The sequence below is a fragment of the Sulfuriferula multivorans genome (assembly GCF_003851125.1).
GTDB lineage: Bacteria > Pseudomonadota > Gammaproteobacteria > Burkholderiales > Sulfuriferulaceae > Sulfuriferula > Sulfuriferula multivorans.
Window position 1 is genome coordinate 64,302 of the sequence record NZ_BGOW01000003.1, and the last position, 23,217, is coordinate 87,518.

Sequence of the window (23,217 nt, forward strand, 5' to 3'; positions counted from 1 at the left end):
GCCATGACCACCCCGCTGATTAGCTCGGAACGACAAGCGAACAGCGTGGTAGTGCGAGTGTCGGGCGATTGGCTGCTGCAAAACCTGGCAAGCCTGACACTGGCGCCGCTGCCAGCATTGCCAGCCGGCGCTGTAGCGCTCGATGGTGCCGATCTCACCGCGCTGGACACCAGCGGCGCGCTACGGTTGCTCGAGACCATGCGCGCCGCGGGGGCTGATCCGCAACAAATCACCCCGGTGAATTTTTCTGCTGCCCATGCAGCGGTGTATGAACTCGTGCAGCGCAATTTTGCCGATAGCATGGTCGCTACTCCGCCTGCCCGAGGCGGTATGCTGGCGCATATCGGACGCGTTTCTGTGGAGACATGGCAGCATGTGCGCGGCACGGTCAGTTTTGTCGGTGTATTAAGCTACCAGATGCTGCAACTGGTGCGCCACCCAGGTGCGTTTCGTCGCAAAGAGTTTGTCGCACAAATCGAGGCAATCTTCGTCAATGCCATCCCTTTGGCATTTATCATGATGTTCCTGATGGGCGTGGTGTTCGCTTACCTGCTGGGCATTCAGGCCGAGCAATATGGCGCCAGCATTTTTGTGGTGGACGGCGTAGCGCTGGCCATGTCGCGCGAGATGTCCCCGGTAATCGTCGCCATCCTGGTGGCGGGACGTTCCGGTGCCGCGATGACCGCACAAATCGGGGCGATGAAGGTGAACGATGAGATCGACGCGATCAGCGTGCTGGGGCTGTCGCCTTACAATGTGCTGGTCGTGCCGCGCATTCTGGCGCTGCTGTTGGCATTACCGCTGCTGGTGTTTATCGGCGATGTTGCGGGTATCCTGGGGGGAATGCTGGTAGCAGAGCGCCAGCTGTCAATCGGGGCGTCCGCATTCATTGCCCGTCTGGATCAGGTGCTGCCCATACAAACCGTGTTGCAGGGGTTGGTCAAGGCCCCGGTGTTTGCGCTGTTTATCGGCGTGATTGCCTGCCGCATGGGGCTTAGCGTGGCGCGCGACGCCCGCAGTGTAGGTGCCAATACCACGTCTACCGTGGTGCAAAGCATCGTCGCAGTGATTATTATCAATGCGTTGTTTGCAATTGCTTTCGTCGAACTGGGATTTTGATGGATGCGCAACCGGTTATCGAGCTTGATCACATCGTGACCCGCTTTGGCACGCAAAGCGTGCATGACGGAGTGAGCTTAAGCGTGAATCGGGGCGAAATGGTCGCGCTGATTGGCGGTAGTGGTTCCGGTAAATCGGTTCTGCTCAAGGAGCTGGTCGGCTTGATCAAACCGACAGCCGGCACGGCACGCCTGTTTGGCGAGGACGTGTGGGCGGCGGATGGCGCGCAACTCAATCGCTTGCGCCAGCGTTTTGGCATGTTGTTTCAGGACGGCGCGCTGTTCTCATCGTTAACCGTGGAGCAGAACGTGGCAGTGCCTCTGCTGGAACATACGCCTCTGCCCAAGCCCGAATGCCTGCGTCTGGCGCGGCTCAAGCTGGGGTTGGCCGGGCTGCCGCAATCCACCGCGACTAAAATGCCCAGCGAACTGTCCGGCGGGATGCGCAAACGTGTCGCGCTGGCGCGCGCGCTGGCGCTGGATCCGGAGCTGCTGTTTCTGGATGAGCCCACTTCCGGCCTGGATCCGATCTCAGCGCGCGCCTTTGACCGGCTAATCCGCGTGCTGTCGGATGGGCTGGGGCTCACCGTCTTTCTGATTACCCATGACTTGGATACACTCTTATCCATTATTGATCGTGTGATCGTGCTGGCGGATCATCAGGTGCTTGCTGACGGAACGGTGGCGATGTTGCAAAAAATTAACGATCCATGGCTGCGTGATTATTTTTCTGCACGTGCCCGGATAGAGGAGCTCTGATGGAAGCGGAAGCACGCTATACCCTGGTCGGCACGATCGTGCTGATCGCCGCACTGCTGCTGGTTATCGGGCTGCTGTGGCTGGCAGGTGGAGCCGACAGAGTCTCTTATCGACATTACACGATTTATTTCAGTCACCAATCCATGGATGGCCTGGATATAGGCAGCGCCGTCAAAATGCGCGGCATCAAGGTCGGCGTGGTGGATAGCTACCAGTTCGCCGGCGGCGGACAGGATGCCGTGCGCATGGATGTCAAGGTGGCTCAGGACACTCCGATACGCAGCAACGCCGAGGCGCTGGTCAAGCGCAACATCGTGACCGGACTGGCAACCATCGAAATCCGCAACCCTGACGCAAGCAGCCCGCTATTGACCGAAGTGTTGCCGAATGAGCACTATCCGGTCATTGCCGAAGGCAAATCGGATCTGGATAACGTTGCCAATGCAGTCTCGCAAATGGCCGAAAATGGCGCGCTGGTACTGGACAAGATGAATTTGCTGCTGTCCGACGACAATCGCAAAGGCATCTCCGACACCATTCAAAATTTGCAGGTGATCTCTACCAATCTGGCCGACAACAAGCAGGCGCTTACCGCGGCAATAAAAAGCGTACATGATGCCGCCGAGGAGTTTCGCGTGGCGGGTGTCAGCATTACCCGGGCTGCCAACAGTGCCGAGATCAGCATCCAGAGTGTAAGCAAGAATGCCGACGGTGCGATCAATCAGGCCTCCAGTGCCATGGAAAACCTGCAACGCCAGACTACTGACGTATCCAATCGTTTGCAGGGGCTGGCAGAAATTGGCACGCTGGAATTCACCAGTGTCAGCCGCGATCTGCGCAGCAGCGCCGACTCCGTCAGCACTGCCGGACAGCGCTTGTCCAATCCGCGCGGCATTCTGTTTGGCACCGGCAAACAGCAACCCGGACCGGGAGAAAAATAAACATGAAAAGCTACCTGATTGCCGGGATGTTGGCACTGAGCCTGAGCGGCTGTTTCAGCCTGACGGGTAACAACAAAGCCTCCGAAATCACTACCTACGTGCTTGAGGATGGTGGCAACGCCACCCCGGCTACGGCCATCAACCCACGCACCCTGCTGGTGCTGGACACCGCAACCAATGCTTTCTATAACACGGACAGCATTGCTTTTAGCCGTGCCCCTGGCACACTGGGGCTGTATCAGTATGCACGCTGGGCTGATCGTCCCGGCAAGCGTCTTGGCGAACTGTTGCTGACACGCCTGGAAGCGGACCACATTTTCGCGACAGTCGCCTCCAGCGGCAGCGGCATCAAGGGCAACTGGGTGCTCGATACCAGCTTGCTGGCCTTTTATCATCAGGCCAGCACCGCGCCCGGCAGCGCCCATGTGGAATTACGTGCTGAAGTCACAGATTTACGTACCCGGACATTGATTGCACGCAAACTTTTTATCCAGAATGTCCCCGCGCCGACCTACAATGCAGCGGGGGCGGTCACCGCCTTCAATATTGCCACCGGCAAACTGCTCGATGATATTGGGGCATGGTTACAAACCCTACCCACAAAGGGATCAGACGTGACAGCAAACAAGCTTCCTTAGTCATCCAAGGAATTTTGTCTATATTGGTAGCAATACCATAATCATAAAAGGAGTGTCGCATGAATATATTCGCTAACTTCACCCTGGTCGCCAGCCTGCTGGCATTACCTTTCGCTGCTCATGCCGCACAGACGAATCCGGCCGAACAGGTTGTAAAATACGGCAATATTGAAATCCATTACAACGCCATGCCCACCGATGAGTTGCAACCAGAGGTGGCGAAAAATTACCACATCGAACGCAGCCGTAACCGCGGGTTGCTGACCATCGCAGTACTGCGCAAAAACAAGCTGGGGGTTTCCGAGCCCGTGTCCGCGGTAATTACTGCTACGGTGGTCAATCTCAATTCCCAGCTGGCCGAAATTGACATGCGCACAGTGAAAGAGGGCAGTGCTGTGTATTATCTCGGCGAGTTCCGGATTACACCTCCTGACACGCTGAAATTTAACGTCAGCGCGAAACCGGCGGGTGAAACGCGAAAATATCAGGCTGAATTCAGCAGGCCATTTTTTCAATAGCGCACTCTTCGCCCACTTTCTTCAACCCGACATGGTATGGATGGGTCGGGCGGGGCCATTATTACAACTATTACATTTGGCCGCGCATCGCCAGCAGGCGTGCCACGCGTTCATCCGTGGCGGGGTGGGTTGCAAACAGACTCTTGATGCCATCCCCGGAAAGCGGGTTGATAATCATCATCTGCGCGGTTTCCGGGTGCAATTCTGCAGCCTGCATGGGCGTGCCATGCGCGTATGCCTCGATTTTGCGCAATGCGGAAGCCAGCGCTTCGGGATCGCCGGAAATTTCCGCACCGCCCTGGTCCGCACCGAATTCACGCGCGCGTGAAATCGCCATCTGGATCAGCATCGCCGCAAGGGGCGCCACGACCATGATGAGGATGGCTACCGCCGGGTTTACGTTGCGTTCACCATTGTTACTGCCGCCACCGAACAGCATGCCGAATTGCGCGAGCGCAGCAATGGCACCCGCTACCGTCGCTGACATGGTGGATATCAGGATATCGCGGTGTTTGACGTGAGTAAGCTCATGCGCCATCACGCCGCGCAGCTCGCGGTGGCTGAGTAACTGAATTATCCCGGTCGTCGCCGCTACTGCCGCGTGTTCCGGGTTGCGTCCGGTGGCGAATGCATTGGGTTGCGCCTCGTCAATAATGTATACCTTGGGCATGGGCAGCCCTGCGCGCTGGGCCAGTTCCGCCACGATCCCGTAGAACTCTGGCGCGGCACTGGCATCGACCTGTTGGGCGTTGTACATTTTCAATACCATCTGATCGGAAAACCAGTAGGCGTATACGTTCATTCCCCCTGCGAACAGCAACGCAATCAGCATGCCCTTTTGCCCGCCCAGCAACATGCCCACTGTACCAAACAGAACGACGATGCCCGCCATCAGTATGGAAGTTTTTAACCAGTTGCCAAACATTGTCCGATTCCTTGTCAGCCGTCGAAATTGACGCTGGTTAGATGGTGCGCATAGCGCAAAATTCAATCGCCGAATTGTGTATCGCTTGATAGCGGATGGCCCGCCAAAAACTGGCTGACGGATTGACGCTTGCCGCCGGCGGGCTGCACCTCGGTAATACATAGCGCACCGTTGCCACAGGCAACCACAATACCGTGCGCTGCAGTTGCAATGACTTTGCCGGGAACACCACAGTGATCGACAACATGCGCTGACCATATTTTGAGCGACGTGCCATGCAGTTGGGTCGTTGCGCCCGGCGCGGGATTGTATGCCCGCACAGCGCGCGCCAGCTCGGTGGCCGGCCGGTTAAAATCCAGCGTAGCCTCAGCTTTGCTGATTTTGGCAGCGTAGCTCGCACCTTCATCCGGCTGAGGTATTGGCACGCGTGCGCCCTTGCTCATCTGATCAAGTACGGCAACGATGGCCTGCCCGCCCAGCGTAGCGAGTTTGTCATGCAGGCTGGCGCTGGTGTCGTCCTGCGCGATCGGGATGGCGTCGCGGCGCAGCATGGCGCCGGTATCCAGCCCGGCGTCCATCTGCATGATGGTGATGCCGGTCTCGGTGTCGCCTGCCAGAATGGCGCGCTGGATCGGCGCGGCGCCACGCCAGCGTGGCAGCAGCGAGGCGTGGATATTCAGGCAGCCGTGGCACGGGATGTCCAGAACTGTCTGCGGCAGGATCAAACCGTAGGCGGCGACCACCATTAAATCGGCATCCAATGCGCTCAACGCATCCTGAGCCTCGGGCGTCTTCAGGGAGGCCGGCTGCAATATCGGCAAGCCCAGCCGTAACGCTTCCTGTTTGACCGGGCTGGCCTTGAGCTTCATGCCGCGTCCGGCAGGCCGGTCCGGCTGCGTCAGCACCGCCGCGACCGTATGGCCGGCCGCGTGCAGCGCGGTCAGCGCAACCCGTGCGAATTCCGGAGTCCCGGCAAAAATGATATGCATGTGAATAACGGCGAGGTCTGCGCTACATGGTTTCGCGCAGATGTTTTTTGAGCTTGTTCTTGATGCGGGTCTGTTTCAGGCTGGACAGATATTCCACGAATACCTTGCCCAGCAAGTGATCCATTTCATGCTGAATGCACACTGCCAGCAAACCATCCGCGTCAAGCGTAAAAGAAGCGCCTTCAGTATTCAGCGCTTCGACTGTAATACGCTCGGCGCGAGTGACCTTATCGTAGATGCCGGGTACCGATAGACAACCCTCTTCGTGGACTGCACTGCCGTCGGCCTTAAGCAATCTAGGATTAATGAATACGCGCAGATCGTCGCGCGTTTCCGAAATGTCGATCACAATCACTTGCTCGTGCACGTCGACCTGGGTAGCCGCCAGGCCGATACCAGGCGCGGCATACATGGTTTGCGCCATGTCGGCGACCAGTTTACGGATGCGCTCATCAACTTGCGCGACAGGTTTGGCGACGGTATGCAAACGCCGATCAGGGTAGTGAATAATGTTTAATAGCGCCATAATTGCTTGCCTGCATAAACCATTCCATGCAGAATCCAGATCAAGTCCCTAAATTAATTGCCGAATCGGCCGTTAAAACACAAGCTACAACAGGAAGACGCCACATTACTACACGGCACTTGGGATAGACAAGGTCTAAACTAAAATCCGCGCCAAGGGGATACCATGCGCAAGCTCGCTTTATCGTTGTTTTTAACTGGTTTTATGGCTCTTTCCAGCCATGCCGACACACTCAAGATGCAGGCTAACGCCCCGGACCGCTATGTTGTGGTCAAGGGTGATACCTTGTGGGACATTTCCGGAAAATTCCTCAAGGATCCATGGAAGTGGCCTCAAATCTGGGGTATGAACAAGGAAGAAATCAAGAATCCGCACTGGATTTATCCGGGTGACGTGATTGTGCTCGACAGAAGCGGCGCCAACCCGCGACTTTCATTGCTCAAGACGGGAAAATCGGACACGGTGAAATTGTCCCCGCAGGTTCACGCTGAATCAGAAGCCGAACAAGGCGTTCCGTCGATCCCGGCGTCAGCGGTGAGTGCTTTCATCAGCCAGCCCTTTGTAATGGACGAAGGCGCACTCAACGACGCTCCGCGCATCATTGGTTCACAGGATGACCGCATGGTTCTTGGAACCGGTGATCAGGCCTACGCTACCGGCGGCAAAGACGATACCCGCAACTGGAAAATTCTACGCCCCGGCAAGGCGCTCAAAGATCCTGACACCCAAGAGACTCTGGGATATCAAGTTGAATACCTGGGCGACGCGCACACCGTCACGCCGGGTGATCCGCAGAAGATTCTGATTACTCGCTCTACTGAAGAAATTCAGGCCGGCGACAAGCTTAAACCCGCAGAGGATATCTACTCGTTCCGCTATATTCCCCACCCTCCTGCGTCCAATATTCAGGGCCGGGTAATCTCGATCTATGGCGGGGTATCCGAAGCCGGGCAATATGCCACTGTGGTGCTCAACAAGGGCAGTCGCGACAACCTGGATGTCGGTACGGTATTGGCCGTGTACAAAAAAGGCAACATTGTGGACAAAATCCAGCTTCCTGACTCGCGTAGCGGGCTGTTGATGGTATACCGCGTGTTCGACAAGGTGTCTTACGCCTTGGTGATGGAGATCCATCGCCCGGTTAACCTGCTGGACACTGTGCGCAATCCTTGAACCGGGCTGAGCGCTGCGCCTGGCTGGGTCTGGCGCACACGCGCGGGCTGGGCGGGCAATCCTACCGGGCTTTGCTGGCCGCATTTGGCGGCCCGGAGCAAATCTACGCTGCTTCTGGCAGCGCCCTGAAACCCTATCTTTCCCAGCCGGTTATCCAACGCCTATCCGCCGGCGTGGATGACGCAGCCATCAAGCCGGCTCTGCGCTGGCTCGATGCGCCCGGCAATCATCTGGTTACCCTGGCTGACAGCGACTATCCGTCGCGTCTTCTGGAAATCCCCGATCCTCCGCCATTGTTGTACCTGAAAGGCCGCCGCGAATTGCTCGGTGCACCGATGCTCGCCATTGTCGGGAGCCGCAATGCCACGCCTCAGGGTGCGTCCAACGCCGAAGCTTTCGCGAGCGCGCTATCGCAGGCCGGGCTTTCCATCGTCAGTGGTCTGGCGCTGGGTATCGATGCTGCTGCGCATCGCGGGGGACTGGCTGGCGCAGCGGGCAGCCTGGCGGTAGTCGGTACCGGACTGGATATCGTTTATCCGGCACGCAACAAGGCGCTTGCCCATCAACTGGCCGAGGGCGGAGCGCTGCTCTCGGAATTCTCCATCGGAACGCCCTCCATTGCCGCCAATTTTCCACGCCGCAATCGAATTATCAGTGGTCTGAGCCTGGGCTGTCTGGTCGTGGAGGCCGCTTTGCAAAGCGGCTCGCTCATTACAGCAAGGCTGGCGGCAGAACAAGGCAGAGAAGTTTTTGCCATCCCCGGTTCGATCCATTCACCCGTGGCGCGCGGTTGTCATGCGCTCATTAAACAAGGCGCCAAACTGGTCGAATCGGCGCAGGACGTGCTTGATGAATTGCATTGGCAAGTTACCATTCCCTCCCTTGCCCCTGGCGCTACAGGGGATGATCCATTGCTGTCTGCGCTGGGTTTTGAACCCGTCAGCCTGGATGTGCTGGCCGAGCGCTGCGGGTTGACGCCTGATAGGCTTTCCGCCATGCTGTTGGAAAGGGAGCTTCAGGGCTATGTCGCCACACTCCCTGGTGGTTTCTACCAACGTATTGTTTAAAAAAGATAATGTTAGAAATCCTAATTTACCTATTTGAAAATTACCCGCATGTTGAACTGGCTCCGGATCGCGATGCGCTGGCGCTCAAGTTGACTGCCGCCGGTTTCAACGGCGATGAAATCGACCATGCGCTGGACTGGTTCTCGGATCTGAGCACACTCAACAGTGCAGAATACCCGGCGAGTCTGGTTCACAGCCAGGCCACCCGATTTTACGCCGAACTGGAGCAGGACCGGCTGGATACCGAGAGTCAGGGTTTGCTGATATTCCTGGAACAGGCTGGCATACTCAACCCCTTGCAGCGTGAATGGGTGATCGATCGCGTTCTGGCTCTGGATGAAGACGAAATCACTCCGGACAAAATCAAGTGGATCGCGCTGATGGTGCTGTGGAGCCAGAACCCAAACCAGGACTACTTATTACTCGAGGATATGCTGTTTAACGATGGCCATAACCTCTCCATCCATTAACGCCCCCGCGGCGCACTGATACACATGTCATTTCTCGTTATTGTCGAGTCGCCTTCCAAGGCAAAAACCCTGAAAAAATACCTCGGCGAGGATTACGAAATCCTCGCCAGCTACGGTCACGTGCGTGACCTGGTACCGAAAACCGGTGCGGTGGATACGGACAACCAGTTCGCCATGAAGTACCAACTCATCGAGCGCAACGAAAAACACGTAGACGCCATCGTGCGTGCGGCAAAAAAAGCAGATCGCATCCTGCTGGCAACTGACCCGGATCGCGAGGGAGAGGCCATTGCCTGGCATCTCGCGGAAATCCTGCGCGAGAAAAAGATCACGCCGAAGAAACCTATCGCGCGCATCGAATTTCACGAAATCACCCAGAGCGCCATTCAGCATGCCGTCGACAATCCGCGTGAAATCGCCATGCCGCTGGTAGATGCGCAACAGGCGCGGCGTGTGCTGGATTACCTGGTGGGTTTCAATCTGTCGCCGCTGCTGTGGCGCAAGATCAGTCCGGGGCTGTCCGCCGGACGCGTACAAAGCCCGGCGCTGCGCCTGATTGTCGAACGCGAACTGGAGATCGAAAAATTCCAGGCGCGCGAATACTGGACCATTCACCTAGACAGCCACAAGGGCAAGCAGGCGTTTTCTGCACGCCTGGTGCAGTACCAGGGCGAAAAGCTCGACCAGTTCAGTATCGCTACGGGTGACGCGCAACAGGCGGTGCTCGACACCCTCGCCAATGCCGAAACCGGCAGCGTTACGCGCGTGGAAAAGAAACGCAAATCACGCAGCGCGGCTGCGCCGTTTACGACCTCCACGCTGCAACAGGAAGCGGTACGCAAGCTCGGCATGACCACTGATCGCGCCATGCGCACCGCCCAGCAACTGTACGAGGGTATCGATATCGGCGGCGGCGCGGTCGGCCTGATCTCCTATATGCGTACCGATTCGGTCAATCTGGCGCGCGAAGCCATCGAAGACGTGCGCGACTATATCTCTAAAAATTTCGACGCCGGTTACCTGCCTGCGGCACCGGTATATTTCCGCAACAAATCCAAGAATGCCCAGGAGGCGCACGAGGCGATTCGCCCTACCGCCATTTCGCGCACACCGGAATCGGTGCGCAAGTTCCTCACCATCGACCAGGCACGTCTCTACGAAATGATCTGGAAACGCACCCTGGCGTGCCAGATGAGCCCGGCGCAGTTTGACACAGTGAGCCTCGATATCGCCGTGGGCGGCCCCGACAATCTGTTCCGTGCCACCGGCCAGACCCTGGTGTTCCCGGGCTTCATCGCCGTCTATCAGGAAAACCAGGACGACGAGGAGAGCGAGGAAGAAGCCAAGCTGCCGGTATTGGCCGAAGGTGAAACCGTGCCGGTGGACAAGCTTTCCGGCGAGCAGCATTTCACCCAGCCGCCGCCGCGCTACACCGAGGCCAGCCTGGTGAAAACCCTGGAAGAATACGGCATCGGTCGCCCTTCTACCTATGCCAGCATTATCTCCACACTGCAGGACCGCGAATACGCGATTCTCGACAAGAAACGCTTCATGCCCACGCCGATCGGGCAGTTGGTGAACTGCTTCCTCACCACCCATTTCACCCACTACGTGGACTACGATTTCACCGCCAAACTGGAAGACCGGCTTGACGACGTGTCCAACGGCACGCTCAAATACATCCCGCTGCTGGATGACTTCTGGCAGGAATTTTCCGGCACCCTGGCCGCCAAGGCCGACGTGGAGCGCGGCTGCCCGATCCCCGATGAGCCTTGCCCCAAGTGCGGCGCGCGTTTGTTCCTGCAGGCCAGCAAGCGCGGTCTATTCATCGGCTGTTCCGCGTATCCTGAGTGCGATTACACACGTCCCCTGCACGGCGGCAATGAGGATGGCCCCGTTGTGCTCGGGCCTGACCCGGCTAGCGGTCAGGATATCCTGTTGCTGAATGGCCGCTACGGCTGGTACGTACAGGTCGGCGCCACGCCGGAAGACAAAAAAATCAAACCCCGCCGCGCGTCGTGGCCAAAAACCCTACCTACCGAGCTGGCCGATCTGCCGACTGCACTGAAACTATTGTCACTACCGCGCGAAGTGGGTCTGCACCCCGACACCCAGCTGCCTATTGTCGCCAACATTGGCCGTTTTGGCCCCTATTTGCAGCACGATGGCAAGTTCAAATCCATTCCCAAGGCTGACGATGTTTACAGCATCGAACTGGCGCGTGCGCTGGAAATACTGGCCATGGCAAAGGAGCCGCGCGGCGGTGCACCCGCCGGCAAACCGCTGGGCAACCATCCCGAAGACGACAAACCGGTGACTCTGCATAGCGGCCAGTACGGCTGGTACGTCAAGCACGGAAAAATCAACGCCACCCTGCCCAAGGATGCCGATCCGGAAGCTTGTACGCTGGAAGAGGCGCTTCCCCTGCTGGCCGCCCGTGCTGCCAAAGGTCCGGCTACTCGCAAGAAACCTGCCGCCAAAGCCAAGCCTAAGGCTAAACCGAAAACAGCCGCCAAGCGTACCAAGACCGCCGCTTGATGTGTATCGGCGTGATTTCTATGACGGCACCGGCCCACGATAAATAATCATCGATATCCATACAGCCGGTATCTTCCGTAATGGTGGTGTATTGTTTTTAAAATCATTTCCATGATAAGTTGAAAAAGGCTAGCCACTCAGTTTGCGGGTGCCGGGCGAAAACAGTGCTTCGTATGCGCCATTGTGCCGTATCGCGTCTCTTGCCGACCTACTCCAAGATACATGTCACAACAAAAAATTGATCAGCAAAGAATTGGGCTTGTTGCCGGGACGATCCTGGTTGCAGTCGCCATTCTGGTCGGCATGATGGTGTTTTACATCATGCAACGCCATGCCGAGAATCTGCTCAGACAAACTCTTCAGACATCGCTGCAAAACCACGTCGATATCGCTCAATCGGAAATCCGGGGCGGCTTTGAGAAAGGCCTGACGGTTGCCACGCGCCCTCTTTTGATTAATCAAATAGAGTACGCGAACACGCATTCTGGAGATAACGCAACGCTAACCGTGCTTACCAAGGCTGCCCAATCCTTTCTTTCGACCGGGCTCACGGCAATTTCGTTATTCGATGCGCAAGGGAAAGAGGTCGCCCATGCCGGGGCTTTCTTGCGGAAGCCCGCACTCAGCGTTCCGGTGAGTACTGTCGGCCACACGCAAATCCTGTACAGCAACCAGTTTTTTTTGCGCACGGATGTAAACATGGTGAAAGCCGGGCGCGTCGTCGGACGGGTGATCACCGAAACACCATTACCCACGTTGAGCAGCATGTTCAAGAGTGTGGAGCGTTCGGGCAAAACTGCGGAACTGGCATTGTGTGCATCCACGGGAGCCAATCAAATGCAGTGCTTTCCCACAACACTCACTCATCACATCTTCACTTTAGCCAAAAGATCACCGACAGGCGCGCCATTACCCATGACCCATGCCCTGGAGGGAGAAACCGGATTCGTTATTGCGCAGGACTACCGCCATCAGGAGGTGGTAGCGGCATATAGCCCGGTCGACGATTTAGGGCTGGGTATGGTTTTGAAAATGGATAGCGCTGAATTGTATGCGCCGATCTGGAGCCAGCTACGTTATCTGTTGCCGCTAATCGTCGCCATGCTCGCTATAGCGCTATTGTTGCTGCGCTGGCTGCTGACCCCGCTGGTGACAGAATTGGTGCGCTCGGAACGGGAAGCGCGCGCGGCGAATGTACGTTTGCGCGACAGTGAAAACCGCGTGCGGATGCTGCTCGACAATGTTGATGAAGGCATCGTCAGTATCTCGTCCAATGGAAGGATTGAACTGTTCAACCCGGGTGCGGAACGGATGTTCAATTATCGCAGCGCAGACATTCTTGGCGAAAACATATCCATACTAATGCCCGAGCCTTACCGCAGCGAGCACGATCAATACCTGGAGCGCTATCTTCAGACCGGCGAATCCCACGTAATCGGTACCGCACGCGAAGTGGCGGCACAGCGCAGTAATGGCGAGACTTTTCCGATGGAGTTGCGGGTTTCAGAGTTTAGCCTGGATGGGCAACGCATGTTCATTGGCATCATGCGCGACATCACCGAGCGCAAGGCAACCGAGGAAAAAATCATTCATCTGGCGCATTTCGATGCGCTCACCGACTTACCCAACCGGCGTCTGGTCCAGGACAGGACTCAGCAAACCATTGCATGGGCCCGGCGCGCCGATGCTCAGTTTGCTGTCATGTTCATCGATCTGGATAAATTCAAGAGCATTAACGATACTCTCGGACACAACGTGGGAGATCAACTGCTGCAAAGAGTCGCCCAACGGCTCATCGAGTCTTTACGGGCGGAAGATACGGTTGGCAGGCAGGGGGGCGATGAGTTCATTGTGCTGTTGGCAAGTCTGAGTGCTGCCGAGGATTCTGCTGTGGTGGCGCAAAAAATACTCAGCGCCCTGTCAGCGCCATTTGTTATCAACGGACAAGACTTGCGCACCGGCGCCAGCATCGGCATCGCGGTTTATCCGCAGGATGGTGAGGATGTCGAAACGCTGCTCAAGAACAGCGATACGGCCATGTACCATGCAAAGGAAGCGGGGCGTAGCAATTACCAGTTCTTCGCGCAGACAATGAATGCGGCAGCCGCTGAACGCTTGCTGCTGGAAAGCAGTCTGCGCCAGGCCATTGATCGCAACCAGTTGCTGCTTCATTATCAGCCCCTGGTGAATATTGCGGATGGCCGTATCGTTGCTACCGAAGCACTGGTACGCTGGAACCATCCCGAACTGGGGCTGATTTCCCCGGCCCGGTTTATTCCCATCGCCGAAGACTCCGGCGTGATTATACCGCTCGGTGACTGGGTGCTTAGGCGGGCTTGTTATCAGCTTAAACAATGGCGCGAACAGGGGATACCGCTACAGCGAATGGTGGTCAATCTGTCGCCGCGCCAATTCCGCCAGAAACACCTGGTACAAACCTTCACTCAAGTGCTGAAGGAAACCGGCGTGGATCCGCACTGGCTGGGACTGGAAGTCACCGAGAGCGTCATCATGGAAAACCCGGAAGAAGCCATTGGCATTCTGTGCGAGCTGAAGGCGTTGGGTATTGAATTGTCGCTCGACGACTTCGGCACAGGCTATTCCAGCTTGAGCTATCTCAAGCGTTTCCCCATCGACAAGCTCAAGATTGACCAGTCTTTTGTACGCGATATCACCACAGACCCGGACGATGAGGGCATGGTTGCAGCAATCATCGTGATGGCGCACCAGCTCAGTATCCGGGTGGTGGCAGAAGGCGTCGAAACCGAAGCCCAGCTTGCCTTCCTGCGCGGTCAGGGTTGTGACGAATATCAGGGTTACTACTTCAGCCGGCCGCTCCCTGCCGATGAACTGGATACCACTTCAGTTGCAGCGTGCTGATTTTCATAACCCGGTAATGACCCGATGCCGGTATTCATCGGCTGTCCTATCGGTTTTTGCAGCTGGCAAATAAAGCTCAACAGCCTCAAAATTCGCTGCGTGTAACACATCCTCGTTCTTTTTTTATGTTCTCCGTCAGATGCCTGCAAGGCTAAGCCGGGATCATTGCCTGCTTCGCAGGCCTGCCAGACATGATACTGCCCAGTGCCAGCTTGCGGCAGTGTCTGTCGGCGGCATCGCCATCTGGCACGTTGTTTACCTCGAAGCCGCTGCTGCCAGTGTTTCGGTGATTTAATCTTAAATAGCGCATTTATCACGCAGCTCAAGGAAAAAACCATGCGTATTCTGATAGTAGAAGATGACGAACTCCTTGCCGCCGGACTGGCGATTTCGCTGGCATTGCCTGGCTATGCCGTGGATCGCGCGGTCAGCGGCGAAAAAGCCTTACTTTCACTGGGCGCCGAACATTATGACCTGGTCGTACTGGATATCGGCCTGCCCGGTCAGGATGGCTTTGCCGTGCTGAGCAAGCTGCGCGAACGCGGGCTTACCGTACCGGTGCTGATCCTCACCGCACGGGATGCGGTGGCCGATCGCGTGCGCGGCCTCGACCTGGGTGCGGATGACTATATGGTCAAGCCATTCGCCTTGGGTGAATTCGAAGCGCGGGTGCGCGCCCTGCTGCGGCGCGGACATCACGCGCAAAGCGCCAAACTCAGTTGCGGGCGTCTCACCATGGATACGCTGGCGCACCGGGCGTGGCTGGGCGATAGCCAGCTCGGGCTCACCGCGCGTGAATGGGGCGTGCTGGAATATCTGTTGATGCGCCAGGGGCAGGTGCTGAGCAAAGACAAGATCATGCAGGCGGTATGCAACTGGGACGAAGAAATCAGCACCAATGCAGTGGAGGTGTACATGTCGCGTCTGCGCGCCAAGCTGGAGCCTGCCGATATCAAGATTCGCACCATACGCGGCTTCGGCTATCTGCTCGAAGAAGCGAAAAATGCACACCCGTAGCCTGCGACGCCTGCTGCTGGGCTGGCTTCTGATTCCGCTGCTGGTGCTGCTGGCGCTGGGGTCAGTGGGCACTTTTTACATGGCCCGCAATGCCGCCAATGACGCCTACGACAAGGAGCTGCTCGATCCCATGCTCGCGTTGGCGCAGTATATCCAGGTAGTGAACGGCAAACCGGTGTTGAACCTGCCGCCCGGTGCCCGCGACCTGCTGCTGGTGAATGCCTACGACAATATCTACTATCAGCTTGTCGCCGCCGATGGCACGCGCCTGGCGGGCAACCTGTACTTGCCGGTACCGGCGCAGATCAGCGACAAACCGTTTTTCTACAACAGCGCGTTTCGCGGACGCGATATCCGTATCGCCGCATTAAAGATGCATTTGCCCAATGGCAGCAGCGCCTATTTACAGGTGGCGGAAACCCTGAACAAACGCGACCATCACCTGGCCGGCATTCTGGCCGAGATGCTCGCGCCGGCCGTGGTGATTGCACTGGCTGCAGTGCTGCTGGTGTGGTTCGGCATCCGCCGCGGCCTCGCACCGCTGCAAAGCCTGCAGGAAGAAATCGCCGCGCGCTCGCACCGCGACCTGCGCCCGGTACCCGAACATCATGCACCCGACGAAGTACGGCCAGTGGTCGCCTCGCTCAACGCGCTGCTGGCGCGACTCAACGATTCCATGAATGGCCAGCAGCGCTTTCTGGCCAACGCTGCGCACCAGTTGCGCACGCCGCTGTCAGGACTGCAAACGCAAGTTGAGCTTGCCTTGCGCGGCACCATGTCGGCTGAACTGCGCGCTACGCTCACGCATCTCCTGGATGCCACCGTGCGCACCGCGCATCTTGCCAACCAGCTGCTCACGCTGGCGCGCGCCGAGCCCGGTGCCATGTCGCCCGATGCCATGCAGCCGCTGGATCTGCGCAATGTAGTCGAAGATGCTGCGCGCGAATGGGTGCCCCGCGCCATGGAGCGGCAAATTGATCTCGGCTTCGATATGGAGAACACATCCCTGGTGGGCGAGCCCCTGTTGATTCGTGAACTGCTCGCCAACCTGATTGACAACGCCCTGCGTTATACCCCGGCGGGCGGCAGCGTCACCGTGCGCTGCCTTCAGGCTGGCGCTGCGGTGCTGGAAGTAGAGGACAACGGCATCGGCATCCCCGAGTCGCAGCGCGACAAGGTGCTGGAACGTTTTCACCGGGTCGAAGGCAGCCCGGGTGACGGCTGCGGTCTGGGACTGGCGATTGTGCAGGAAATTGCGCGGGTGCACGACGCCACGCTGGAAATCCTCGCACCGCCAGCGGGCCGCGGCACCCTGATCCGGGTAAGCTTTTCTCAATCCAGCGTTTTTTCCAGCACGTAGTCATCCATCACAAACCCTGCGCCTATCTCGGTGATCACCTGCGCCGTGACGACAAAACCGTATTTCTGATACGCGGCGAGCGCGGTGTGGTTGTGCTTGTTGGTGCGTAACGTGAGGGTGGTGCGGCCTTGTCTGCGCGCCTCGGATTCGACGCTGTCAAGCAGCGCAGCGCCTACACCGCGGCGCTGCCAGGCAGGGTGCACATAGAGCTTGTCGAGCTTGATGCGTTGCGGGTCGCTATCCAGGAAATAATGCACAAAACTTATCATCCCGGCGTCATTCTGCGCCACTTTCCACCAGTGGCCGGGCTGGACAAGCTGTTGCCGGACAAGCGCAGCGCCATAGCGTTGATCCAGCATGTAATCTATCTGGGCCTGGCTGATGATGCCCGGATAATGCCGTTCCCAGATGTACCGTGCCAGCGCGCCCAGTGCCTCGGCTTGGCCGGCTTGCAGCGCGGCAATGTGCCAGACTGGAGCAATCATGGATACAGTTTCGGCTCGCCCGGTGGCCGTGTCTTGAAGCGCTTGTGCAGCCAGAAATATTGCTCGGGCATTTCACGCACGCGGTCTTCGATGAAGGCGTTCATGCGCCGGGTATCGGCTTCCACATCTTCGCTCGGGAAATTGTCCCAGGCCGGGTAAAACTGCGCCACATAGCCCTTGCCGCCGGGTAACTGACGCGTGACGCAGGGCACCACGCGGGCGCCCGCCACGCGCGCGATGCGCGGCAGCGCGGTCACCGTGGCCGCGGCAACGCCGAAAAATGACACAAATGCAGCATCCTTGGCGCCGAAATCCTGATCCGGCAGGTAATACAGCGGCAAGCCCTGGCGCACCTCGCGCACCAGCGGACGCACGCCGTCGTGACGGGAAAACATTTTCGAGCTGCCGAAACGGGTCCGGGCATGCAGCATGAGCCGGTCGAAATGGGGATTTTTCATGCGACTGTACATGGATACTATCGGCGCATAGCTGGCAGTGAAGCGCACGCCCCCCATGTCCAGACCAACAAAGTGCGGCGCCAGCAGGATCACCGGCTGGCCTTGCAGCGGCTGGAAATGTTCCAGCCCGGCAAAATGCACCAGGCGCTTCACCCGTTTAACGGGCGACCACCACAGAATGCCATGCTCCAGCGCAGCCCGTGCGGCACAGCGGAAATGCGCGCGCAGCACTGCATTGCGATGAGCCTGAGGCCATTGCGGAAAACACAATTGCAGATTGATTTCGCCGATGCGGCGGCGCCGGCCGGCAAAACGATACAGCAGATTGCCTAGCAGATTGCCCAGCGCCGCCTGCATGGGCAGCGGCAGCCAGTGCACCAGCCACAGAAAAAATATGCCGATATGGGACATACGCCTACTGCTCCGGTGGCGGCTCAACGCCGCCGGGGCGCTTGTAGCGGTTGTAGCTCCACAGGTATTGCGCCGGATACTTGCGGATCAGTGCTTCCAGGGCGGCGTTGAGTTGCGCGGCGGTGTGCTCCTTGCTGCCGGTCAGATCGGCGTTAAGCGGCTCGATGTGGATGCGATAGCCCTGCCCCTTGGGCAGGCGTTCGCCGAACATCAATAGCGGCACCGCACCGGTGGACTGGTGCAGGCGCGCGACCAGCGTCGGCGTATAGGCCTGGCGGCCAAAAAAACTCGCCCACGCGCCTTCGCCTTTGCTGGCCACCTGATCGGGCAAAATGCCTGCCGCTTCACCTTTTTTAAGCGCAGTGAGCAGCGCGCGCACGCCTTTGACATCGGTTTTGGCGAGATTGACTTTGCCGCGCCCGCGTCCGGCGCGCATGATGCCTTCCAGCCATTGCTGGCGCGGCGGACGGTACAAAACCGTCATCGGCAGACGTGCCGCATAGTACAGGCTGACAATCTCGAAGCAGCCCAGATGCGGGGTCATCGCCAGCACACCCTTGCCTTGTTTGACGGCAGCTTCGACATGCTCCCAGCCCTGGCAGTCTTGCACCAGTTTTAAAGTCTGCTCGTAAGGACGCAGCCAGATCGGGATGATTTCCGCGCCGCCCTTGCCGATTTCCGCTGCGCACTGGCGTAGCAGCGTCTGGTATTCGCTCGCACCGGCAACGATGCCGCTCTGCCGTAAATTGTCCGCCAGACGTGCGGCGTAGCGGGCGTTGTAACGATACGTCAGGCGTCCACCCAGCGCGCCCACAACGTGCCACCAACGTAGCGGGAGGCGGGCAAACAAGCGGAGCAGAAATTGCGTCATGATAGGGAATGGTGTCGGGCGCAGCTAAAGTTTGCTACCATCCTCGCCTATTGCGATTTGGGAATGGTGCCATGAAAGAATTTATTTTTACCTCGGAATCCGTGTCAGAAGGTCATCCGGACAAGGTCGCCGACCAGATTTCCGATGCGGTACTGGATGCGATTCTAACTCAGGATCCTCACGCGCGTGTAGCTTGCGAGACGCTGGTCACTACCGGTCTGGTGGTCATCGCCGGTGAAATCACCACCCACGCCACCGTTGATTACAACCAGGTGGCGCGCGAGGCGGTCAAGCGCATCGGCTATAACAGCTCGGAAATCGGCTTTGATTATCACACCTGTTCCGTACTCACCACCTTCGGCAAGCAGTCGGCAGACATCGCCCAGGGCGTCAACGAGGGCGAAGGCCTTGATCTCGACCAGGGCGCAGGCGACCAGGGATTGATGTTCGGTTACGCTTGCGATGAAACGTCTTCGCTGATGCCGCTGCCGATTTACCTGGCGCACCGCCTGATGGAGCGCCAGGCCGAACTGCGCAAGGATGGCCGTCTGCCGTGGTTGCGCCCGGACGCCAAATCCCAGGTGTCCATCCGCTACGTGGATGGCGTCCCGCAACACGTGGACACCGTGGTGGTCTCGACCCAGCACAACCCGGACGTCTCCCACGCGCAAATTGAAGAAGCCGTGATCGAGGAAATCATCAAGCCGGTCATTTCCGGCGATCTGCTCAAAAACGACGTGCGCTATCTGGTCAACCCCACCGGCCGCTTCGTCATCGGCGGTCCGATGGGCGATGCCGGCCTGACCGGCCGCAAGATCATCGTCGACACTTACGGCGGCGCAGCGCCGCACGGCGGCGGGGCATTCTCCGGCAAGGATCCGAGCAAGGTGGATCGTTCCGCCGCCTATGCCGGACGCTATGTGGCGAAGAATATCGTCGCCGCCGGTCTTGCCAGCAAGTGCCTGGTGCAGGTGGCCTATGCCATCGGCGTGGCGCGCCCGGTATCGCTGATGGTGAATACCTTTGGCACCGGCAAAATCGCCGACGAAAAAATTGCCAAGCTGGTGGAAGCGCACTTCGACCTGCGCCCCAAGGCGATTATCCAGACCCTCAACCTGCTGCGCCCGATCTATACGCGCACTGCCAGCTACGGCCATTTCGGTCGCGACGAACCGGAGTTCACCTGGGAGTCCGTCGACAAGGCCGAGGCACTGCGCGCGGATGCCTGCCTGTAAGCCGTTCAGGGGAGCGCAGCAAAAAATGCTGCGCTCGACCCGCCCTCTGCGGTAGAATTACCAACCAGCCTTGAGGAGCGTTGCGACGGGTATCCATCCCGCCAGGCTCAAGGCGTTTCAATTTGAAACCGCGCTCACGTCTTGCTTTTTTGGTCTTTATTACAGAAAGGAGGGCGTGATGAACGCCGTCACCCATTCCAGTACTACCCCCGATTACATTATTGCCGACCTGTCGCTGGCCGACTGGGGACGCAAGGAAATCAACATCGCCGAAATCGAAATGCCCGGCCTGATGGCGATCCGCGAGGAATTCGCCGCCAGCCAGCCGCTCAAGGGTGCGCGCATCACCGGTTCGCTGCATATGACCATCCAGACCGCAGTGCTGATCGAAACCCTGCAGGCGCTGGGTGCCGAAGTGCGCTGGGCATCGTGCAATATTTTTTCCACGCAGGATCATGCGGCGGCGGCGATTGCCGCGACCGGCACGCCGGTGTTTGCGGTCAAGGGCGAATCGCTGACCGACTACTGGGATTACACCCATCGCATTTTTGAATGGGCGGACGGCGGCTATTCCAACATGATCCTGGATGACGGCGGCGACGCCACCATGTTGCTGCATCTGGGCACCCGTGCCGAATCCGACATCGGCGTACTGTCCAAGCCGGGCAGCGAAGAAGAGCGTGTGCTGTTCGCAGCAATCAAGGCCAAGCTGGCGATCGATGCCACATGGTATTCCACGCGCCTGGCGCAAATCAAGGGCGTGACCGAGGAAACCACCACAGGCGTGCATCGTCTGTACCAGATGTTTGAACGCGGCGAGCTGAAATTCCCGGCTTTCAACGTCAACGATTCGGTCACCAAGTCCAAGTTCGACAACCTCTACGGCTGCCGCGAATCGCTGGTGGATGGCATCAAGCGCGCCACCGATGTGATGATTGCCGGCAAGGTCGCGGTGGTTGCAGGCTACGGCGACGTCGGCAAAGGCTCGGCGCAGGCGCTGCGTGCACTGTCCGCGCAGGTCTGGGTGACCGAGATCGACCCGATTTGTGCCCTGCAGGCAGCCATGGAAGGCTATCGCGTGGTGACCATGGACTACGCCGTGGACAAGGCCGACATCTTCGTCACCGCCACCGGCAACTACAATGTCATTACCCATGACCACATGGTGAAAATGAAAAACCAGGCCATCGTCTGCAATATCGGCCACTTCGATAACGAGATCGACGTCGCCGGCATCGAAAAATACCAGTGGGAAGAAATCAAGCCGCAGGTGGATCACGTGATTTTCCCGGACGGCAAACGCATCATTCTGCTGGCCAAAGGCCGCCTGGTGAATCTGGGCTGCGCCACCGGCCACCCGTCCTACGTGATGAGTTCGTCCTTCGCCAACCAGACCATCGCCCAGATCGAGCTGTTTACCCGTACCGCCGACTATCCGGTAGGCGTGTACACGCTGCCCAAGCACCTAGACGAAAAAGTGGCGCGCCTGCAGCTGAAAACGCTGAATGTGCAGTTGACCGAACTGACCGAGAAGCAGGCTGCCTATATCGGCGTGGACAAGAACGGTCCGTACAAGGCGGCGCATTACCGCTATTAAGCCGGATCAAAGGCGACGGCAGACACTTTACGAACCGGAGCACGACAATGCGTCTATTGTTACTGTGGTTATTGAATGCCGTGGCTTTGCTGGCTGTCGCGTACCTGCTGCCGGCCATCCAGGTGGCAAGTTTTGGCTGGGCCCTGGTGGCCGCGTTGGTACTGGGTTTGATCAACAGCGTGGTGCGCCCGGTGCTGACCATTTTGACCCTGCCGATTACGCTGCTGACGCTGGGCCTGTTTTATTTTGTGCTGAACGGCCTGCTGTTCTGGCTGGCCGGCAGTTTGCTGCCGGGCTTTCATGTCACCAACTTCGGCGCTGCATTTGTCGGCGCCATTCTCTATGGCGTGATTGCCTGGGTGCTCTCGGCTTTCATACCCGGCAATAAGGATTAAACCTGAATATGGTCAAGCGTACTTTCAGCTTTGAGTTTTTCCCGCCCAAAACGCCGGAAGGCATGGACAAGCTGCGCGCCACGCGCGACCAGCTGGCCTTGCTGAAACCCAAGTTTTTCTCGGTAACGTTCGGCGCCGGCGGTTCCACCCGCGACCATTCGCTGGAAACCGTGCTCGACATCCAGCGCGCCGGCTACGCAGCCGCACCGCACCTGTCCTGTATTGGCTCCACCCACGACAATATCCGCGCCATCCTGCAGCAATACCAGACCCATGGTATCCGCCACATTGTGGCACTGCGCGGCGACCTGCCCTCGGGCATGGCCAGCACCGGCGAGTTTCGCTACGCCAACGAACTGGTGGAATTCATCCGCAGCGAAACCGGCGACTGGTTCAACATCGAAGTGGCGGCGTATCCGGAATACCATCCGCAAGCCCGCAGCGCGCGTGACGATCTGCTCAACTTCAAGCGCAAGGTGGACGCGGGCGCCAATTCCGCGATCACCCAGTATTTTTTCAACGCCGACGCGTATTTCAATTTCGTCGACGAATGCGCCGCGCTGGGAGTCACCCTTCCCATCGTGCCAGGCATCATGCCGATCAGTAATTTCTCGCAGCTGGCGCGCTTCTCCGACGCCTGCGGCGCAGAAATTCCGCGCTGGATGCGCAAGCAGCTGGAAGGCTACAGCGACGACATCGAATCCATCCGCGCCTTCGGTCTGGATGTGGTGACCGATTTATGCGAGCGCCTGCTCAAGGCGGGCGCCCCCGGCTTGCACTTCTACACCATGAACCAGGCAACGCTCACCACGACCATCTGGCAGCGGCTGGGGTTATAGCCGGCAA

Annotated in this window: 22 protein-coding genes and 1 riboswitch; of the genes, 16 read left to right on the forward strand and 6 right to left on the reverse strand. The window is 58.3% G+C overall.

Annotated features, from left to right (window positions below; all coding sequences use genetic code 11):
* Positions 1-3: 3 nt before the first annotated feature.
* From EI185_RS02920 to EI185_RS02940, 5 genes are read left to right on the forward strand one after another with little or no spacing between them, the layout of a single operon-like run.
* Positions 4-1,119, forward strand: coding sequence for an MlaE family ABC transporter permease (locus EI185_RS02920; RefSeq protein ID WP_124703626.1), 1,116 nt, complete (start codon positions 4-6; stop codon positions 1,117-1,119).
* Positions 1,119-1,877: an ABC transporter ATP-binding protein gene (locus EI185_RS02925; RefSeq protein ID WP_124703627.1), complete on the forward strand. Its 759-nt coding sequence runs from the start codon at positions 1,119-1,121 to the stop codon at positions 1,875-1,877. Before EI185_RS02920 ends, EI185_RS02925 begins: the two co-directional genes overlap by 1 nt.
* Positions 1,877-2,818: an MlaD family protein gene (locus tag EI185_RS02930; RefSeq protein ID WP_124703628.1), complete on the forward strand. Its 942-nt coding sequence runs from the start codon at positions 1,877-1,879 to the stop codon at positions 2,816-2,818. Before EI185_RS02925 ends, EI185_RS02930 begins: the two co-directional genes overlap by 1 nt.
* Positions 2,819-2,820: 2 nt before the next feature.
* Positions 2,821-3,456: an ABC-type transport auxiliary lipoprotein family protein gene (locus EI185_RS02935; protein WP_124703629.1), complete on the forward strand. Its 636-nt coding sequence runs from the start codon at positions 2,821-2,823 to the stop codon at positions 3,454-3,456.
* Between the two features lie 59 nt (positions 3,457-3,515).
* Positions 3,516-3,974, forward strand: a complete 459-nt coding sequence (locus EI185_RS02940) for a DUF4426 domain-containing protein (protein ID WP_124703630.1) — start codon at positions 3,516-3,518, stop codon at positions 3,972-3,974.
* Positions 3,975-4,044: 70 nt separating this feature from the next.
* On the opposite strand, the gene htpX is transcribed toward EI185_RS02940, so the two are convergent.
* The 3 genes from htpX to def all read right to left on the reverse strand — a co-directional run bounded on the left by htpX (position 4,045) and on the right by def (position 6,414).
* Positions 4,045-4,899 (reverse strand): zinc metalloprotease HtpX, encoded by an 855-nt coding sequence (htpX, locus tag EI185_RS02945; protein ID WP_124703631.1) that lies wholly within the window; start codon positions 4,897-4,899, stop codon positions 4,045-4,047.
* A gap of 62 nt (positions 4,900-4,961) precedes the next feature.
* Positions 4,962-5,888 (reverse strand): methionyl-tRNA formyltransferase, encoded by a 927-nt coding sequence (fmt, locus tag EI185_RS02950; protein ID WP_124703632.1) that lies wholly within the window; start codon positions 5,886-5,888, stop codon positions 4,962-4,964.
* A gap of 22 nt (positions 5,889-5,910) precedes the next feature.
* Positions 5,911-6,414 (reverse strand): peptide deformylase, encoded by a 504-nt coding sequence (gene def / locus EI185_RS02955; RefSeq protein ID WP_124703633.1) that lies wholly within the window; start codon positions 6,412-6,414, stop codon positions 5,911-5,913.
* Between the two features lie 165 nt (positions 6,415-6,579).
* Here def and EI185_RS02960 point away from each other — a divergent pair, with 165 nt between their 5' ends.
* The 7 genes from EI185_RS02960 (at position 6,580) to EI185_RS02990 (ending at position 16,919) form a co-directional block, all read left to right on the forward strand.
* Positions 6,580-7,587 (forward strand): LysM peptidoglycan-binding domain-containing protein, encoded by a 1,008-nt coding sequence (locus tag EI185_RS02960; RefSeq protein WP_124703634.1) that lies wholly within the window; start codon positions 6,580-6,582, stop codon positions 7,585-7,587.
* Positions 7,584-8,654: a DNA-processing protein DprA gene (gene dprA, locus EI185_RS02965; RefSeq protein ID WP_223247638.1), complete on the forward strand. Its 1,071-nt coding sequence runs from the start codon at positions 7,584-7,586 to the stop codon at positions 8,652-8,654. The genes EI185_RS02960 and dprA overlap by 4 nt, the downstream gene beginning before the upstream one ends.
* An 8-nt stretch (positions 8,655-8,662) precedes the next feature.
* Complete coding sequence (locus EI185_RS02970) at positions 8,663-9,124, forward strand: Smg family protein (RefSeq protein ID WP_124703635.1); 462 nt, start codon at positions 8,663-8,665, stop codon at positions 9,122-9,124.
* Positions 9,125-9,148: 24 nt separating this feature from the next.
* Entirely contained in the window at positions 9,149-11,662 is a 2,514-nt protein-coding gene (gene topA / locus EI185_RS02975) for a type I DNA topoisomerase (RefSeq protein WP_124703636.1), read from the forward strand.
* A gap of 222 nt (positions 11,663-11,884) precedes the next feature.
* Positions 11,885-14,542: a bifunctional diguanylate cyclase/phosphodiesterase gene (locus EI185_RS02980; protein ID WP_124703637.1), complete on the forward strand. Its 2,658-nt coding sequence runs from the start codon at positions 11,885-11,887 to the stop codon at positions 14,540-14,542.
* Between the two features lie 336 nt (positions 14,543-14,878).
* Complete coding sequence (locus EI185_RS02985) at positions 14,879-15,559, forward strand: response regulator (protein WP_124703638.1); 681 nt, start codon at positions 14,879-14,881, stop codon at positions 15,557-15,559.
* Complete coding sequence (locus EI185_RS02990; RefSeq protein ID WP_124703639.1) at positions 15,546-16,919, forward strand: sensor histidine kinase; 1,374 nt, start codon at positions 15,546-15,548, stop codon at positions 16,917-16,919. Before EI185_RS02985 ends, EI185_RS02990 begins: the two co-directional genes overlap by 14 nt.
* Here EI185_RS02990 and EI185_RS02995 read toward each other — a convergent pair.
* Genes EI185_RS02995 through EI185_RS03005 form a run of 3 tightly spaced genes read right to left on the reverse strand, consistent with a single transcriptional unit; the run spans position 16,892 to position 19,144 of the window.
* On the reverse strand, positions 16,892-17,404 hold the full coding sequence (locus EI185_RS02995; protein ID WP_124703640.1) for a GNAT family N-acetyltransferase: 513 nt from the start codon (positions 17,402-17,404) through the stop codon (positions 16,892-16,894). The genes EI185_RS02990 and EI185_RS02995 overlap by 28 nt on opposite strands.
* A complete protein-coding gene (locus EI185_RS03000; RefSeq protein WP_124703641.1) occupies positions 17,401-18,273 on the reverse strand; it encodes an LpxL/LpxP family acyltransferase in 873 nt (290 codons plus the stop codon). Before EI185_RS03000 ends, EI185_RS02995 begins: the two co-directional genes overlap by 4 nt.
* Before the next feature lie 4 nt (positions 18,274-18,277).
* Complete coding sequence (locus EI185_RS03005) at positions 18,278-19,144, reverse strand: lysophospholipid acyltransferase family protein (RefSeq protein ID WP_124703642.1); 867 nt, start codon at positions 19,142-19,144, stop codon at positions 18,278-18,280.
* A gap of 71 nt (positions 19,145-19,215) precedes the next feature.
* Here EI185_RS03005 and metK point away from each other — a divergent pair, with 71 nt between their 5' ends.
* The 4 genes from metK to metF all read left to right on the forward strand — a co-directional run bounded on the left by metK (position 19,216) and on the right by metF (position 23,210).
* Positions 19,216-20,379, forward strand: coding sequence for a methionine adenosyltransferase (gene metK / locus EI185_RS03010; protein ID WP_124703643.1), 1,164 nt, complete (start codon positions 19,216-19,218; stop codon positions 20,377-20,379).
* 66 nt (positions 20,380-20,445) lie between these two features.
* A riboswitch (S-adenosyl-L-homocysteine riboswitch) is annotated at positions 20,446-20,522 on the forward strand.
* Positions 20,523-20,557: 35 nt separating this feature from the next.
* Positions 20,558-21,976 carry an adenosylhomocysteinase gene (gene ahcY, locus EI185_RS03015; protein ID WP_124703644.1) on the forward strand — a complete coding sequence of 473 codons (1,419 nt, stop codon included), beginning with the start codon at positions 20,558-20,560 and terminating at the stop codon, positions 21,974-21,976.
* 47 nt (positions 21,977-22,023) lie between these two features.
* Positions 22,024-22,371, forward strand: coding sequence for a phage holin family protein (locus EI185_RS03020; protein WP_124703645.1), 348 nt, complete (start codon positions 22,024-22,026; stop codon positions 22,369-22,371).
* 8 nt (positions 22,372-22,379) lie between these two features.
* The gene (gene metF / locus EI185_RS03025; protein ID WP_124703646.1) at positions 22,380-23,210 is read left to right on the forward strand and encodes a methylenetetrahydrofolate reductase [NAD(P)H]; all 831 of its coding nucleotides are present in this window, start codon (positions 22,380-22,382) and stop codon (positions 23,208-23,210) included.
* The last annotated feature ends 7 nt before the right edge of the window (positions 23,211-23,217 follow it).

Coding starts and splice junctions, on each gene's coding strand:
- def (WP_124703633.1), bottom strand. CDS start 6,414: ATGGCGCTATTAAACATTATTCACTACCCTGATCGGCGTTTGCATACC.
- EI185_RS02920 (WP_124703626.1), top strand. CDS start 4: ATGACCACCCCGCTGATTAGCTCGGAACGACAAGCGAACAGCGTGGTA.
- EI185_RS02925 (WP_124703627.1), top strand. CDS start 1,119: ATGGATGCGCAACCGGTTATCGAGCTTGATCACATCGTGACCCGCTTT.
- EI185_RS02985 (WP_124703638.1), top strand. CDS start 14,879: ATGCGTATTCTGATAGTAGAAGATGACGAACTCCTTGCCGCCGGACTG.
- EI185_RS02995 (WP_124703640.1), bottom strand. CDS start 17,404: ATGATTGCTCCAGTCTGGCACATTGCCGCGCTGCAAGCCGGCCAAGCC.
- topA (WP_124703636.1), top strand. CDS start 9,149: ATGTCATTTCTCGTTATTGTCGAGTCGCCTTCCAAGGCAAAAACCCTG.
- EI185_RS02980 (WP_124703637.1), top strand. CDS start 11,885: ATGTCACAACAAAAAATTGATCAGCAAAGAATTGGGCTTGTTGCCGGG.
- fmt (WP_124703632.1), bottom strand. CDS start 5,888: ATGCATATCATTTTTGCCGGGACTCCGGAATTCGCACGGGTTGCGCTG.
- EI185_RS02960 (WP_124703634.1), top strand. CDS start 6,580: ATGCGCAAGCTCGCTTTATCGTTGTTTTTAACTGGTTTTATGGCTCTT.
- EI185_RS02990 (WP_124703639.1), top strand. CDS start 15,546: ATGCACACCCGTAGCCTGCGACGCCTGCTGCTGGGCTGGCTTCTGATT.
- EI185_RS02930 (WP_124703628.1), top strand. CDS start 1,877: ATGGAAGCGGAAGCACGCTATACCCTGGTCGGCACGATCGTGCTGATC.
- htpX (WP_124703631.1), bottom strand. CDS start 4,899: ATGTTTGGCAACTGGTTAAAAACTTCCATACTGATGGCGGGCATCGTC.
- metK (WP_124703643.1), top strand. CDS start 19,216: ATGAAAGAATTTATTTTTACCTCGGAATCCGTGTCAGAAGGTCATCCG.
- metF (WP_124703646.1), top strand. CDS start 22,380: ATGGTCAAGCGTACTTTCAGCTTTGAGTTTTTCCCGCCCAAAACGCCG.
- EI185_RS03020 (WP_124703645.1), top strand. CDS start 22,024: ATGCGTCTATTGTTACTGTGGTTATTGAATGCCGTGGCTTTGCTGGCT.
- EI185_RS03005 (WP_124703642.1), bottom strand. CDS start 19,144: ATGACGCAATTTCTGCTCCGCTTGTTTGCCCGCCTCCCGCTACGTTGG.
- EI185_RS03000 (WP_124703641.1), bottom strand. CDS start 18,273: ATGTCCCATATCGGCATATTTTTTCTGTGGCTGGTGCACTGGCTGCCG.
- EI185_RS02970 (WP_124703635.1), top strand. CDS start 8,663: ATGTTAGAAATCCTAATTTACCTATTTGAAAATTACCCGCATGTTGAA.
- EI185_RS02935 (WP_124703629.1), top strand. CDS start 2,821: ATGAAAAGCTACCTGATTGCCGGGATGTTGGCACTGAGCCTGAGCGGC.
- ahcY (WP_124703644.1), top strand. CDS start 20,558: ATGAACGCCGTCACCCATTCCAGTACTACCCCCGATTACATTATTGCC.
- EI185_RS02940 (WP_124703630.1), top strand. CDS start 3,516: ATGAATATATTCGCTAACTTCACCCTGGTCGCCAGCCTGCTGGCATTA.